This is a genomic window from Methanohalophilus sp. RSK, from assembly GCF_003722075.1.
Lineage (GTDB): Archaea > Halobacteriota > Methanosarcinia > Methanosarcinales > Methanosarcinaceae > Methanohalophilus.
Genome location: NZ_RDSK01000014.1, coordinates 70,014 through 85,449, shown reverse-complemented (window position 1 = coordinate 85,449; position 15,436 = coordinate 70,014). Strand labels below are relative to the sequence as shown.

Annotated in this window: 16 protein-coding genes; 8 read left to right on the top strand and 8 right to left on the bottom strand. The window is 43.1% G+C overall.

Translation table 11 applies throughout. The features are described 5' to 3' along the window. The first annotated feature begins 73 nt into the window (after window positions 1-73). Entirely contained in the window at window positions 74-577 is a 504-nt protein-coding gene (locus EFE42_RS07535; RefSeq protein WP_123136668.1) for an amino acid-binding protein, read from the top strand. A gap of 2 nt (window positions 578-579) precedes the next feature. Here the strand turns inward: EFE42_RS07535 and EFE42_RS07530 are convergent, their stop codons facing one another. Genes EFE42_RS07530 through EFE42_RS07520 form a run of 3 tightly spaced genes read right to left on the bottom strand, consistent with a single transcriptional unit; the run spans window position 580 to window position 3,723 of the window. Then, window positions 580-1,776 (bottom strand): NAD(P)/FAD-dependent oxidoreductase, encoded by a 1,197-nt coding sequence (locus tag EFE42_RS07530; RefSeq protein WP_123136667.1) that lies wholly within the window; start codon window positions 1,774-1,776, stop codon window positions 580-582. A 9-nt stretch (window positions 1,777-1,785) separates the two neighbouring features. Beyond that, window positions 1,786-3,069: a 3-phosphoshikimate 1-carboxyvinyltransferase gene (gene aroA / locus EFE42_RS07525; protein WP_123136666.1), complete on the bottom strand. Its 1,284-nt coding sequence runs from the start codon at window positions 3,067-3,069 to the stop codon at window positions 1,786-1,788. Next, entirely contained in the window at window positions 3,070-3,723 is a 654-nt protein-coding gene (locus EFE42_RS07520) for a thymidylate synthase (protein WP_123136665.1), read from the bottom strand. 121 nt (window positions 3,724-3,844) lie between these two features. Between EFE42_RS07520 and EFE42_RS07515 the strand changes: the two genes are divergently transcribed. Continuing rightward, entirely contained in the window at window positions 3,845-4,288 is a 444-nt protein-coding gene (locus EFE42_RS07515; RefSeq protein WP_123136664.1) for a DUF488 family protein, read from the top strand. Here the strand turns inward: EFE42_RS07515 and htpX are convergent. The 4 genes from htpX to EFE42_RS07500 all read right to left on the bottom strand — a co-directional run bounded on the left by htpX (window position 4,285) and on the right by EFE42_RS07500 (window position 7,372). Next, complete coding sequence (gene htpX, locus EFE42_RS07510; protein WP_123136663.1) at window positions 4,285-5,139, bottom strand: zinc metalloprotease HtpX; 855 nt, start codon at window positions 5,137-5,139, stop codon at window positions 4,285-4,287. The genes EFE42_RS07515 and htpX overlap by 4 nt on opposite strands. Before the next feature lie 93 nt (window positions 5,140-5,232). Next, window positions 5,233-5,361: a hypothetical protein gene (locus tag EFE42_RS10890; RefSeq protein WP_255419071.1), complete on the bottom strand. Its 129-nt coding sequence runs from the start codon at window positions 5,359-5,361 to the stop codon at window positions 5,233-5,235. A gap of 80 nt (window positions 5,362-5,441) precedes the next feature. After that, window positions 5,442-5,735, bottom strand: a complete 294-nt coding sequence (locus EFE42_RS07505; protein WP_148039267.1) for a hypothetical protein — start codon at window positions 5,733-5,735, stop codon at window positions 5,442-5,444. Window positions 5,736-5,740: 5 nt separating this feature from the next. Then, window positions 5,741-7,372, bottom strand: coding sequence for a hypothetical protein (locus tag EFE42_RS07500; RefSeq protein ID WP_123136661.1), 1,632 nt, complete (start codon window positions 7,370-7,372; stop codon window positions 5,741-5,743). A gap of 410 nt (window positions 7,373-7,782) precedes the next feature. On the opposite strand from EFE42_RS07500, the gene EFE42_RS07495 reads away from it, so the two are divergent. The 4 genes from EFE42_RS07495 (at window position 7,783) to EFE42_RS07480 (ending at window position 11,929) form a co-directional block, all read left to right on the top strand. After that, window positions 7,783-8,619, top strand: a complete 837-nt coding sequence (locus EFE42_RS07495; protein ID WP_123136660.1) for a winged helix-turn-helix transcriptional regulator — start codon at window positions 7,783-7,785, stop codon at window positions 8,617-8,619. A gap of 90 nt (window positions 8,620-8,709) precedes the next feature. Next, the gene (locus EFE42_RS07490) at window positions 8,710-9,216 is read left to right on the top strand and encodes an amino acid-binding protein (RefSeq protein WP_123136659.1); all 507 of its coding nucleotides are present in this window, start codon (window positions 8,710-8,712) and stop codon (window positions 9,214-9,216) included. A gap of 12 nt (window positions 9,217-9,228) precedes the next feature. Further along, on the top strand, window positions 9,229-10,227 hold the full coding sequence (locus tag EFE42_RS07485) for a homoserine dehydrogenase (protein WP_123136658.1): 999 nt from the start codon (window positions 9,229-9,231) through the stop codon (window positions 10,225-10,227). Between the two features lie 16 nt (window positions 10,228-10,243). Further along, window positions 10,244-11,929 carry an ATP-dependent DNA ligase gene (locus EFE42_RS07480; RefSeq protein ID WP_123136657.1) on the top strand — a complete coding sequence of 562 codons (1,686 nt, stop codon included), beginning with the start codon at window positions 10,244-10,246 and terminating at the stop codon, window positions 11,927-11,929. On the opposite strand, the gene hmgA is transcribed toward EFE42_RS07480, so the two are convergent. Beyond that, entirely contained in the window at window positions 11,930-13,174 is a 1,245-nt protein-coding gene (gene hmgA / locus EFE42_RS07475; RefSeq protein ID WP_123136656.1) for a hydroxymethylglutaryl-CoA reductase (NADPH), read from the bottom strand. 279 nt (window positions 13,175-13,453) lie between these two features. On the opposite strand from hmgA, the gene EFE42_RS07470 reads away from it, so the two are divergent. After that, window positions 13,454-13,987: a hypothetical protein gene (locus EFE42_RS07470; RefSeq protein WP_123136655.1), complete on the top strand. Its 534-nt coding sequence runs from the start codon at window positions 13,454-13,456 to the stop codon at window positions 13,985-13,987. A gap of 121 nt (window positions 13,988-14,108) precedes the next feature. Then, window positions 14,109-15,410: a TrpB-like pyridoxal phosphate-dependent enzyme gene (locus tag EFE42_RS07465; RefSeq protein ID WP_123136654.1), complete on the top strand. Its 1,302-nt coding sequence runs from the start codon at window positions 14,109-14,111 to the stop codon at window positions 15,408-15,410. Window positions 15,411-15,436 lie beyond the last annotated feature (26 nt).

Here is a 15,436-nt window from a genome sequence, read left to right as displayed (position 1 = left end):
CTAGAAATTGCAAGAGGTAATAAAATACCAAAGAACTTAATTCTATTTATAATTTGAATGAATAGTGATTTGTATGTGGAAAATGTTACTTGAAAAGTTTGAAAAACATCCTGCCCAACAGAAGGTACTGAAAATTTTATTCGAAAGGGGATTTCAGGTAAGTAAGGATGGGAAAGTGACCTCCGGTAAGATAGAGATTGCACATACCCAGCTTGCAAAAGAGGCAGGCGTGGACCGCCGGGTCGTAGATGCAACTACCGACACAATACTTGAAGATGAAACCCTTAGAAACATATTCCAGAATGTGCGTTCAATTCCTTTCTTAAGGGATGTGGCTCCTGCACTGGGACTTGGAGTAATAATAATTACACCTGAAGATGCGGCTACAGTAGGTATTCTTTCAGAAGTATCAGGAGTGATCGCCGCCCACAGTATTAGTATCAGACAGGCAGTTTCAGATGATCCGTATTTTACCGATCAGGCAAAAATGACTATTATCACTGATTCAAAGATATCAGGAGATACTGTAAATGAAATCCTTAACATAAAAAGTGTAAAAGGGGTCAGTATATACTGAATTCACAGCAGGGTCTTCAAAAAAGCTACAAAAAAACCTTTTAGATGCCTGGAGTTTAAAGGATTCAGGAATTTACGCAATAATATGGAAGGATGGTCCATATCCCCATACTTTTCAATTAATGAAAGCACATTCGGTTCTGCCAGGGATGAAAATAATTCATCGAGTTGCTCATCTGACAGACTACCTACAAAATCGTGCGCTTTCAGCCCCAGATTTAACTCCTTTCCCAGTGCCTGCTTCCAGCGATTTTCATATTCTTCCAGCCGGGATTTGGAAGTATCATTTTCAAATGCTGCTTTTGCAGCAACTTCACCTGCTATCTTTGCACAGACAGCCCCTGTATAAACACCACCCCCTGATGTTGGTTTTACCTGACCTGCTGCGTCACCGCAAATCAATACACCATCTGAAAACGTCCTGGCTGCAACACCTATAGGAATGCCTCCCACTACAAAATCCAGCATACCTTCTACTGCACACCCTCTTTTTGAAAGCTTGTCTTTAAGTTCACAGAGATATGACAGAGAATCCCGACTGCCCATATTATCGGTTGCAAGTCCCAGCCTGGCAGTGCCATCTGACAAAGGAATTGCCCATGCAAAAAAACCAGGTGCACAGGTACCTACGAAAAGCTCCACAAAGTCCTGGCGAGTTGTTTTCATTTGAACTTCAAACTGGATTCCGGACATAATACGTGAAGGAGCCGGCAGGCCTACCATGGAAGCCACACCATGACGTACACCATCTGCACCTATGACCACAGAAGCTTCGATCACATCATGTTTGTCTGATCTTTGGACATGCAACCTGCTAAAACCTGAATTCTTATCTATTGCAACAACTTTTGAATTCAGGAAAAGATCCACTCCTTCAGAAGTTGCCAGAGATGCCAGTTTCCTGTCAAAAATCTTGCGTGAGACCACAAAGGCACGGGTACTTCCACCATCTATCGGAAGACAGGTCCCAGCCGGGGAATACACGAAAGCACCCCTGACACTGTTAATAACTGAAAGGTCATTGGGACTTATACCACATTCATCCATAGCCCGAACACTCAAAAGGCCTGCACACTGGACCGGACTTCCCACAGTTGCATGTTCCTCAAAAAGAGCAACCTTTGCCCCGTACAGCGCAGCATACCTTGCAGCAACCGAACCCACAGGCCCGGCTCCCACCACGGCAACATCGTACCTCATGGTTCACAATCACTGTTTATTCACAACAACATCAGCACCCAAAGACCTGACATCATCAAAGAAATTAGGATAGGAGATGAATATCGATTCTGCCGTATCCACGGTTGTATCGCCCGCAACCATACCGGCAATCGTAAGTGCCATTACGATACGATGATCATGCCAGCCGTGCAGGTCGCCTCCTTTAAGTTTACCCCCTTTTATTGTCAGTTGATCCTGATCCTCCTTCACAGAAACACCCATCTTCTTGAGTTCCACAGCCATTGCATGTAGCCTGTCAGTTTCCTTATACCTGACATGCTCGGCATTCTCTATCACGGTTTGTCCTTCAGCAACAGCACCCAGGACGGCTATGGTTGGCACAAGGTCCGGCGTTGCTGCAGCATCCACCCGTACACCTTTAAGATCACGTCCATTAACCGTTACCACACCGTTTTCTTTATCCCAGGATACTCCCGCACCCATTTGCTTGAGTATGTCAATTATAGCCATGTCCCCCTGTTGGGAAGGGAACATGTTCTTCACAACTACCCTGGAACCGGTCATTGCGGCAGCGGCCAGTAAATATGATGCAGAAGAAAAGTCTCCCGGGACCAGGTAATCCCTTAAATTGTAATGCTGGTTGGGAGGAATTATGAATTTGATATTATGGCTACTATCTTCAAATATTTCAGCTCCTGCCTCACGCAGTATTTCGAGAGTGACATTGACATAGGGTTTTGAACGAAGCTCACCCTTTATGGAAAGAGTGGTACTCTGGCTTGTGAGGGGACATGCTATCAAAAGTGCGGAGATGAACTGGGAACTGATGGAGCCATCTATCTTGGTTATTGCTCCTTTCAACCCCCCTTTAACTACAAGAGGAGCACAGCCGTTATTCAGAGTGGATAGTACTTCCGCACCCAGATCATGCAAAACTTCAATAAGGGGACCATTTGGCCTGGTGCGCAGGGAATTGTCACCTGTTAGAATTGATACACCGTCCACAAGGGATGCCACAGCAGTCATAAAACGCAATGTTGTACCCGAATTACCCACATCAATTACATCTTCAGGAATGTGAGGTTTACCCTTAACTCCCTCTATAAAAAGGTCCCCTTTCTCCTCATTAATATGTGCGCCAAGCATTTTACATGCACGGATCGTAGCCTTGGTGTCTTCCGAAATAAGTGGCCTGCGAACAACACATTTTTCAGACAGGGAACCAATAGTGATTGCCCTGTGCGTGTAACTTTTTGATGGGGGTGCAAAAACTTCACCCTCCACACTGGTACGACTGATTTTTACCCTCATTTAGCACACACCTGTTACAATCCTTTCAATGCGGTCCCAGTCATGTTCATAAATATGTGCAGATACGCTGATAGTTGTAATCGTACCTGTTTCATAACCGGTATTCTGTACCACATATTTTAGAAGCTGTGAAAGACCGTAAAGATTTGCAGGATAGGCTCCTGCGAAATCATGACTGCGGAAAAGGGTGGTCATATGAACCCGATTGTTCCGGACTTTGAAATCATCGAGAATCATACATGGCACTTCATCAACTTCATTATCAATGTATGGTATCCATGTTACCGCAGTTGCTCTGCGGGTACTTTTACTGTTTTTGAGTTTGTCAATTACATAGGAGATCTGGTCCACTCGCTCATCCCAGTTGCGTAATCGCTGCCCATAAGTATATTCAAAGTCCTGGGGATTTTCTCCCGTAATTAGCTGTTTTGCATATTCGTCCAGACGTTCCTGATTCCAGGAAATATCAGCAGGTATCTCATTGGAATAAGGATCATCGATAACAACCATTAGATTCATGAATTCCTTGATTTTGCTGCCCCTTTCATCAGTTACATTTTCCCCGTGATTCCATATTATATTGAGTCCGCGATACCATGCATCGCTAATTGTATCGGCCTTAATTATTCGTCCTATGGGCGTATTGTGAACCATGTAAAATCCTCTCAAGCTGCAAGGGAATAGAATTTCCTGAATATATAATCTTTACCTGAATAGGCCCATATATAGCAACCCATCGAAATCCTAATTAAACCAGGTATCAAATAGAGTGTTTATGGAAGACCGGCGGATATGCTATACTATTGGCTATGGAAATAGCATTTTTAATGAATTCCTGAATAGGTTACTGGATAATTCCATAAAAATAGTTGTGGATGTACGTAGTTATCCACAATCACAGCGTCCGGAATTCAATGCAGAGAACCTGAAAGTTAAACTGCCAGAGAATGAAATTATCTATTGCCACTACCCTTTACTTGGCGGGATAGGTAAACGTTCTTATATGGAATATATGAAAAGCGCAGACTTCAGGAAAGGGTTTGCAGACCTATTATACCAGATAAACAGTAAGGCAGACAACGATACAAAGATCGCTCTTATGTGTGCAGAAAAGAATCCACGCAACTGCCATCGCAGACATATTGCAGAAAGACTTGAAAAAGAGAGGATAAAGGTGATACACCTGACCGAACCCGGACAGGCATCCCTCACCTTTTAATGCATATTTTCCAGGCGTTTGATACGCTCTTCTGTTGTGGGATGTGTACGGAAAAGGTTTGCAAGCGTACTTTTCCTTATCGGATTTACGATAAACATATGAGCCGTACTTTCAGATGCTTTCACATCCCTTGGATTCTGCCTGTAATTGCTTGCACCTTTCTCAAGTTTAGAAAGAGCACTTGCAAGAGCCCGGGGGTTTTTGGAAATACGAGCCCCGTCTGAATCCGCTGCAAATTCGCGGGAGCGGGAAATTGCAAGGCGTATAATAGTGGCTGCAAGGGGAGCAACGATTACAAGGGCCAGGAAGCCTATGATATTGTTGCCTTCGCCATCACGTCCGCCGAGTCCACCAAATATTGCTGCCCACTGGGCCCATGTGGCAACCATGGTGATTACACCTGCAATTGTTGCGGCTATTGCACTGATAAGTGTATCCCTGTTTCTGACATGGGCAAGTTCATGAGCCAGAACACCTTCGATCTCCTCTGAATCCAGGATATTCATAATACCTGTAGTTACTGCCACTGCAGCATGCTCAGGATTCCTGCCTGTAGCAAACGCATTGGGCATTGAGGTTTCCACAATATAAACCCGCGGCATTGGAAGGCCGGCATTGTAAGCAAGGTTATGCACTATACGGTACAGCTGTGGAGCTTGTGCTTCTGTAACTTCTTTTGCCTTGTACATTTTAAGCACAATCTTGTCACTATACCAGTAGGTACCGAAATTCATGAGGATAGCAAAGGCAAAAGCAACCAGCATTCCTCCTGTACCCCAGTATGAACCAACCATTACCAGCAGACCTGTAAGTGTTGCAAGTAATACTGTAGTTTTAAGCATGTTCTTCATGATATACCTCGAGCATACTTCGGATTATGTCAAAATAAGCTCATATTAGTAAATAAAGATGATTTGTAATTCTATAAAAACGTTGCGGACAACTCAGGTTACTCCTACAATACCTACCAAAAGCAGGGCTAACAGGAACATGATTACAAGAGCAAAGATAAGGAGTACATTACCTGGATTGTATTGTGCACCTTCCTCTCCATAAATTTTCGTGTTTTGCATAATCATCTCCTGATGTTAATCATATGTTAATATATAAACTATTCTATTAATACATGGCCCTCAAAAAGGAAAGAGGAAATTCAGATATCCTCTACAGTAATATTGGATTCATTATCAACACTTTCTAGCATTGATTCAAGTTCTGCGAGATCATCATCCAATGATGATATTTCCTCATCAGTAAGAGCTGCACCTTCCTGTGCAAGTATATCTTCCGCAGAATCTTCGGATGCAGTTTCATTATCCACTTCCGAGCCACTCTGTCCGGATGCAGTTTCATTTTCCACTTTCGAATCACTCTGGTCTGTACATCCCGAAACCATCAGGAATGAAAACATGACCAAGACAAACAACAAAGCCATGAACTTTTTCATGATATTCATTCCTCCAGGGCCTCATTTTCGATTTCTTCTTCACCATCGAAATCTTCGCCCTCATCGATTTCCACATTCATTGTACTGTTTACGGAGTGTTCGTCCACATCGATTTCCATATACTGTTCGATCTGTTCATCTGTCAATGAAGTTCTGTTACCGATCTCGGATATGATTTCATTCAGATCGGTGGTATTGAGAGTAAACTCATCCTCGGTTTCATTGAACTTTATTTTCACTTCTGATTGCTCACCTTCAATTGCTACTCCAATCTCGATTTCTTCTCCATCATCGAAATCTTCGCCCTCGATCTCTTCTTCATCATCGAAATCTTCGCCCTCATCGATCTCCATATACTGTTCGATCTGTTCATCTGTCAATGAAGTTCTGTTACCAATCTCAGATATGATTTCATTCAGATCGGTGGTATTGAGAGTAAACTCATCCTCGGTTTCATTGAACTTTATTTTCACTTCTGATTGCTCACCTTCAATTGCTACTTCAATCTCGATTTCTTCTTCATCATCAAAATCTTCATCCTCTGTAGAATAGGTTCCTGCCCAGTCCATGGTTTCAGAATCCGTGGCATAGGTTCCTTCCCCGGTGAACACCGTGCTGCCTGTACCTGTGGCATCAATGGAGATATTCCCCCCTGAAACCATCATAGTAAGACGACTGCCATTGATATGAGCATCTCCTGTGAAGTCAAGATATACTGCTGCAGGAGTACCTCTACCCATGGATTCTTCGAGAGTGATCCGTTCATATTCCCCATCCATCTCTATGGTTGCATCACCTGCCAGATCCTTCACAACAAGCTTTGCATCTGTTGCAGAGAGGTTTATATCGAAATTCCCGGAAATCACGGCTGTACCATTGCCATTGGCACTGACATTTGTGTCATCTGAAAGATTAGCAAAACCCGGTCTGTGGTCTTTCAGGAATTCCAGTATGTCACGGAGTACATCGTTGGCCTGACGTGTAGCATCCACTGCCTGTTGCATGTAGGCAAGGGATTCACTGCTGCCTTGCTCCTCATCCAGGGCCAGTTCACGGTATTCTGATGCATTTTCTATAAGTGTGTTATAGCGCTCAAGCATTAGTTCGACATCGGTTGTATCCACTCCACTTTCATTGAGACGCTCTATTTCGGACTCGAGACGCTCTGAAATCGAATCGGCTTCATCAATGTAATTTCCAATACCGTTCATGACGTTGAGAGACCTGAATTTGTATAGGTCCTTTGAACCGTCATGCCAGACCTTACGTACATCCTGTGCAATTTCTGCAAGCTCTTCCCGGTCATTGGCATCTTCGAGTTTTTCCTGCTGCTCTTCAAGTTGACCGATGTATTCATCAATTCTTTCAATGGAATCCTCTGGTACACCTTTATCCTCGAAATCTTCCTTTGTATCGGACAGGCGGGTGACCATGTAGGTGATCGTGTCATTGAGATACACACTGGATACATTGCATACCTCTTCGGAATTAGCAGAAATTTGCCCATTATGGACCCTGTCCTTAACATCCAGGAGATTTTGCCTGGAATTCTCATAATTATTCTTCATCCGCTCCCTTTGTCCCGGGACCTTGTCACGAGCAGAAGCTTGAGGGTTTGAATTATTGCCAGGGTTCATATTGCCCCTGTTATCATCGTGGCATTCTGCACAATCCCCTTCCTATCCGTTCATATTATTATCTGGCTTTGCAAATGCAACCGCTGTAAACATACTTGCACACATTGCAATGACCAGAACAAAAATCAATATCTTTCTGAAATCCATCTCAATCCTCCTTGTATTTAGCATCGTCATCAATTGCATATTGGGCGGATGAGAATATAAATATACTTTCAAAACAGGAAAGATTAAAGAAAAATAAAGCATTTTAAAACTTTATAATGGTTTAATTTTTATAAATAAGAATTTAATTAGGCTTAAAACTCAATTAAACCCAATAAACCGGATTAATAAACGAAAATTATCAAAAAAAGGAAGAATCATATTTTCAATAAACAATATATGCAATACAGTATTAAAGTAGGAATGTGAGTAGCAAACAACTTCGAATAGCCACAATTGTCCTGCTGTGCATTCTGATATTGAGCAGCTGTGCAGCCGCCGAAGAAACTGCAACAGTGCATGGCTCACTATATAATTGGTACACTTTGGAACCACAGGAAGATGTGATACTTGAAATAAACACAACTCCTGCACAAACTGTAGTGGCAAATAATGGGATATATGCATTCACCCTGGAGCCGGGATCATATCTTATAGAAGCCAGAGGGTATGAAAACAGTACACTCACAGCTTACTCGGAAGAAGAAATTACAATCAAAAAGCAAGGAGATTACGTAATCGACATCCTGCTTTATCCGGTATATGAAGAAGATATTGAAGACCTCAACGATACCGAATTAAACAACCTGACAGCCTCTGTAGAGGAAGGTACAAAAATCGTTGAAGAAACATCTGACGATCAGGATAACTACTCCTATTTCTTAATACTCATAATTCCACTACTTATCGTTGCAATCTATTTTTATCGCCGCAAAAGGGAAGAAAATGGCAAAAATTCTGTTACAACTATTCCAGATTTGTCTGATGCTGAACAGACGCCTGAGGTGGCACCATCAGGTGAAATACCTCATGAAGTAAAGCCAGAAGAAGAGGACAAAAATGAAGAGGAACTGCCTGCAGACCTGAAGGAAATCCTGGCAATAATACAGAAAGCCGGAGGAAGAATCACCCAGAAAGACCTCAGGCAGAAACTTAATTGTTCAGAGGCAAAAGCAAGCCTGATGATCGCAGATCTGCAGAGAAGAGGACTCATTGACAAGTTCAAAAAGGGAAGAGGGAATATACTGGTATTGAAAAATTAAAAAGTTCCCGACCACCAAAACCTATAATTGCCTATTACCCGTTAGGAATGAAAAACAGATAATCCGAATTATACCAAAAGGAGGTTACCTATGAGAGTTTCAATGGATATAGAACTGAAAGACACGCCAGGTCAGCTCCTTTGCGCTCTGACACCCATATCAGAATTACGCGGGAACCTGAAATCAATTGTCCATCATCATGAAGAAAGAACACCCAGAGGCACCATTCCAGTACAGCTCGTTTTTGAAGCCGAACCTGATAATCTCGATGCAATTATAGAAAAACTGGAAAAAAATGGTATCGGTATCAGCAGGGTTGATGAAAAAAGATTGATAGAGGAAGGAGCGGTCATCCTGATAGGCCATATTGTACATACCGATATCCAGGACACTATAGACAGCATTGACAGGACCGGATATGCAGAAGTTGTGGATATTTCCCTTTCCATGCCCCACATAAACACCACTTCATCTGCTTCCCTGAAGATCTGTGCTGTTGGTATAAAAGAACTGCATGAAGCAATCAGCATACTCAAAGATGTTGCAGAGAAAAAAGACCTGCTTGTTGTTGAGCCCATAAGGGCAGAATTTTCCTGAGGAGTTATACACATGAAAGTTATTCGTGCATCAATAATCGGTTTTGGTTCTGTAGGACAGGGAGTAGCTCAGGTATTCCTCCAGAAAAAAGAGGAGATCCAAAAAAAGGGTTTTGACCTGAAAGTTATTGCTGTGGCAGATTCCAAGAGTGCTGCTATCGATGAAAATGGCCTTGATCTTGAAAAGATCCTCAAGAGTAAAAAGGAAAATGGCCGGGTGGGAACCGAAACACTTAGCGGACTGGAAGTTATAAAGAATGTAGAACATGAAGTTGTCATTGAAACCACCCCTACTGACATTGAAACCGGAGGAGTGGGACTTGACAACATGTTGACAGCCTTTGGGAAGGGAATGGATGTGGTCACATCCAACAAAGGTCCCCTGGCCCTCAAATACGGGGAACTTGCAAAAGCTGCCCAGAAAAACAATGCTAAATTCAGGTTTGAGGCAACCGTCGGTGGTGCCATGCCGGCAATAAACCTGATACGTGATACTATCGCAGGCAACTCAATTATCAGTATTGAAGGAATCCTGAATGGAACCTGCAATTACATCTTAACAAGGATGAGGGAAGAGCACGCCTCATATGAACAGATGCTTGCAGAATCCCAGGAGTTGGGGATTGCTGAAACCGACCCAACGTATGATGTGGAAGGAATCGATGCGGCCTGTAAACTTGTAATTCTTGCAAACTATGTATTCGGAATGAAAGCAACATACCATGATGTGGATGTAAAAGGTATCACCAAAATTACTCCTGAAGCTCTCTCCCTGGCACAATCCGAAGGATATGTTATCAAGCAAATCGGAGAAGTCAAGGACGGATATATCCGAACATCACCACGTCTTGTTCCGGAAAGCCATCCACTTGCTGTCGGAGGAACCCTCAATGTTGTATCGGTGCAGACCGATCTTGCAGGCACAGTAACTTCAACTGGCAGGGGTGCGGGTTCTATCGAAACCGCAAGTGCAATCCTGAGCGACCTTATATCCATTTACAGGGAAGATTGAGAACAGGTGTTCATAAGTGACCTCTTTTGAATATTTTGCAGATACATGTGCAAGTATCGAACAGATCCCCGGTTCACTGGAAATGACCGATGTGATTGCAAAACTCCTAAAAGAGGTCACAATTGATGAACTCCCTGTCGTGACCCACTTTGTAATGGGTTCGGTTTTCCCTGCCTGGAGTGACAGGCAGATGGGTGTCGGGAACAGACTCCTATATACCGCCCTCTCAAAATCATCAGGGGTTTCAGAAGAAGAAATAGAAAATATCATCCGTAAAACCGGGGATATAGGGGAAACAGCAGTACAGGCCCTGTCCTCAAATCCTGCCGGACAGTCCACATTCTCAGCATTTACTGAAGAAAACCCCGGCATGGAGATTAAAGAAGTCTATGAGAGGTTTACCCATATTGCAGATACTGCAGGGAAACGTTCCCAGGGTACCAAAATAAAAAATCTACAATACCTTTTCAATTCGGCAACCCCGACAGAGGCACGTTATCTGGCCCGGCTTGCTATCGAGCAGCTGCGTATAGGTGTGGGAGAAGGAATCGTCAGGGATGCGATTTCCAAAGCCTTTGAAACTGATGTGGCTGCAGTCGAACGGGCATTCATGCTGACAAACGACCTGGGGCTTGTAGCCGTTGCAGCCTGCAATGGGGGCAATGAAGAAGTACAGAAACTTGACATTCAGCTGAATCGCCCTGTCAAAATGATGCTGGCCCAGGTAACACCCAGTATCCAGTCAGCCCTGAATGACCTCGGAGAAGTTGCCGTGGAATGGAAGTTTGACGGGGCAAGGGTCCAGATCCATAAAGAGGGAAATAACATACACATATTTTCCCGCAGGCTTGAAAATGTAACATCCTCCCTGCCCGATGTAGTAGAAGCAGTACAGGAAAATGTGAATGCAGACACGGCTATTCTGGAAGGAGAAGCCGTAGCAATCGGAGAAGATGGCAAACCCCGGGCATTCCAGGATATACTTAAGCGGTTCAGAAGAAAATATGATGTTGAAGCAATTGCCAAATCAATCCCTCTCAAACTGAACCTCTTTGACATGCTCTACTTTAACGGGGAAAACCTGATTGATAGCCCCCTCAGGAAAAGAAGAGAATTATTGTTCCAGAATGTACAGAGTAGTAACAGGATACTCGTAGACAGGCAAATAATTACTGATAATGAGGAAGAGATACAGGAAATTTATGCAGATGCCCTCAGGGCAGGCCATGAAGGCATAATGATTAAAAAGCCCGATGCACCTTATTCTCCCGGTAAAAGAGGCAAGAACTGGCTCAAGAAAAAACCACTTATGGAAACCCTGGACCTTGTAGTTATCGGTGCCGAATGGGGATATGGACGACGGGCAAACCTCATTGGTTCCTATGCACTTGGTTGTTATGATCCGGACACCGGGAAATTCCCTGCCATAGGGAAGGTTGCCACCGGAATTACAGACGAAAAACTGGCAGAACTTACCACTCTTTTTTCTGATTTGATTGTTTATGAAGCTGGCAGAAAAATAGAATTAAAACCCGAAATTGTCTTTGAGATTGCTTTTGAAGAGATACAAAAGAGTCCCAATTATGAATCCGGATATGCCCTGCGTTTTCCCAGGCTTGTTAATGTGAGGGATGATAAGTCCCCTGAAGAAGCAGAGAGCCTGGAAAGGATAGGGGAGATATACCACTCCCAGAGATCCTGATTATCGTCCCAGTTCAGCATGGGCGCGTGACAGATGACCGGCTGCCTGTGCACCTACAAGAGAGATTTCGCCTGCAAGTACCGCTGATGCTATTATTTCAGCCAGTTTTTTTGAATTGGCACCGGGCACATCACTTCCACCGGCAACTCCCAGCAAAGCCAGGCATTCTGCCTGCGTACCTATTTTAGTGCCTCCTCCTACAGTACCCAGCTGTAATGCCGGCAGGGTAACAGTACAATAAAGGGAACCATATTTTGTGACGTCCATTGTAGTTATCGCACTGCTACCCTCAACAACATGAGCCGGATCCTGGCCACAGGCAATATACATGGCAGCGATTATATTGGCCGCATGGGCATTGAATCCCAGGGACTGGGCACGGGCAGAACCCAGAAGATTTTTCCTGTAATTCACCTCTTCCATTGCTTGCGGAGTGGTCTTTAATTTCTTTTCTACAACTTCAGCAGGCAATTCAGCCTCAACAACCACAGTTTTACCCCGGCCCTTGATGTTATTGATAGCTGCGGGTTTTTTGTCGGAGCACATGTTTCCTGAAAGGGACACCGGGTACACACCGAACTCGTCACTGATAAGATCCACAATCGCCTGGGTAGCAATCGTTACCATATTCATCCCCATAGCATCCTTGGTGTCAAATTCAAAACGCAGGTAAACATTGTTACCCAGTACATATGGTTCAACACCGGTAAGTTCACCAAATCGTGTTGTTTCAGAAGCTTTATTTTGAAGTTGTTCAAAAACGTCCCCATCTTTTATCCAGTCAACAAATTCTTTTGCATGATTAATATCATTCATCCTGAACACAGGCGCCCTGGTCATCACTTCATTGAAGACCCTCACTACAGTGCCACCTGAAACAGAAATCGCTGAACAACCACGATTCACACTGGCAACCAGAGCTCCTTCTGTAGTAGCAAGAGGAAGATAATAATCCCCTTGCGCAAATTCTCCTCCAATTTTTATGGGGCCTGCTATTCCCACAGGAACCTGCACTGCTCCAATCATATTTTCAATATTGCTCTTACTTGCTTCATTTGCATTTATACTGAAACTACCAATATGTTCCAATTGTACATCCCAGATTCTTTCCAGAGCCATTCTGCGAAGGAGCACAGCCCTATCCTTTTCGACATGTTTGTCCAGACGATGCATTGAAAGGTTGCCACTTACCAGTTGGCCCAATAATTCCTTTTCTTCCATAGAAAGTTGATTTTCTGTATTCATTGTGATCACTAATGATTTTGTGAATATGTATAATTATCACATATTGTTACAAGTATTTCACGCATAATAATCTTTAGAAATTAAAATCTTTAAACATACTTCCTCATACTAATGATTACTATACAAAACGATGCGGATAACGTTAAATAAGAATAAATATAATTTAAACTTGCTAGTGGTATAGCAGGTGGTACAGCAAGAAAGCTTACATTAATAGCGATAGGTTAGGCTATCTGTTGTGCTTCTCTATCTTTATAGCAGACGTGGTGGTATGAGCTAATGAATAGTGGGGATAGTCCAAACGAAGCCCCCGAGACCAGCCAGAATCCCGATTCAGAATTCAATAAATGGAGAAGGGAATGGCTGGTCAAAAAGGCAAAGGAAAGAAGTAGCCATGGCACAAGGGAAAGTAATCCTGATATGGACAATGGCTTCTGGTATTGGTACATGGAAAAAAGTGCAAAATTGCATCAAAGGTACATGCATCTTTATGATGATATTACTGCAAAAGAATTCAGGGAAAACAAAGAGGGAATTGATGATTCCAGGGATGACATAGATTACATAAGACAACAATTTTTGAAACAGGATCGAGAAACAGTGAAAATACTGGCAGACAAGCTTGCTAAAGTGGGTTTGGAAAAAGAATCAAAAGAATTCCTATCTTTAAAGCCCATGCATAAGGAAACTATCCAGAAACTTGACCGCTTTTTTGAAGTGTTGCATAGCAAACACTATGATGATCTTGAAATAATCGATTTTTATTTATCCCTCTCACCAGAAGAAAGAGTGGAACTGGGTTGCAAACCCTAAAACTTCACAAATATATCTTTTCTATTGCAACCTTTTCTGGTATGATTATCCGATAGTCTTAAATAAACAACTGTCCGTACAAAATAGTACTAAAGTGTACACTAAAGATGAGGGACTTATCATGGAATATACAAAATATATACTCGATGAAAATGATATGCCAAAGAAATGGTATAATATTTTACCTGACATGCCCACCCCCCTTGAGCCTCTATTGAATCCTGCAACAAATGAACCAATCAAACCGGAGGAACTGGAACCTCTTTTTGCCAGGGAACTTATTAAGCAGGAAATGTCTGATAAGCGTTACATAGACATTCCCGATGAAATAAAAGATATCTATAAGCTCTGGAGACCATCACCCCTTTACCGTGCCTCAAGACTTGAAAAAGAACTCGACACACCTGCAAAGATCTACTACAAACACGAGGGTGTAAGCCCTGCAGGCAGCCACAAACCTAACACCTCAATTGCCCAGGCTTACTACAACATGAAAGAGGGAACCGAAAGGATCACTACTGAAACCGGAGCAGGACAGTGGGGAAGTGCTCTTTCTCTTGCATGCAATTATTTTGACATTGAATGTAAAGTATACATGGTACAATCAAGTTTCTACCAGAAACCTTACAGGAAATCCCTAATCAACCTCTGGGGAGCAAATGTGATTCCATCCCCGAGCAATGAGACCCAGTTCGGAAGGAAGATCCAGGAAGATTTCCCTGATACAAGCGGAAGTCTGGGTATAGCTATCAGTGAAGCTGTGGAAGATGCTGCCCTCAATGATAATACACGGTATGCATTGGGAAGTGTGCTTAACCATGTGATGCATCACCAGACAATAATCGGACTGGAAACCCAGGAACAGATGAAAATGGCCGAAGATTACCCAGATGTAGTTATCGGCTGCTGTGGTGGCGGTAGTAACCTTGCAGGAATCGGACTTCCATTCATCAAAGATAAAATGGATGGTCATGATCTGAGAGTAATCGGTGTAGAACCATCCGCATGTCCTACATTAAGCGCCGGCGAATTCAGGTATGATTACGGTGATACTGCCAAAATGACACCATTGTTGAAAATGCATACTCTGGGCTACGATTTCATACCGCCTGCAATCCATGCCGGAGGATTGCGCTATCACGGTTGCTCACCCATAATCAGCCAGCTTGTCAATGAAGGCCTCATGGAAGCCACAAATTACCACCAGATCGAAGTATTCGAAGCAGGTGTGACCTTTGCCCGAACAGAAGGATTTGCCCCAGCTCCCGAATCATCCCATGCAATCAAATGTGCTATCGATGAGGCACTGAAATGCAAGGAAACAGGAGAAGAAAAGACAATCCTGTTCAATCTGAGTGGCCATGGTCATTTCGATATGAGTTCCTATGATAAGTATTTCAACGGGGAACTTGGAAACGAGTAAAAAAAGAAGAGGATTTAAAAGATCCT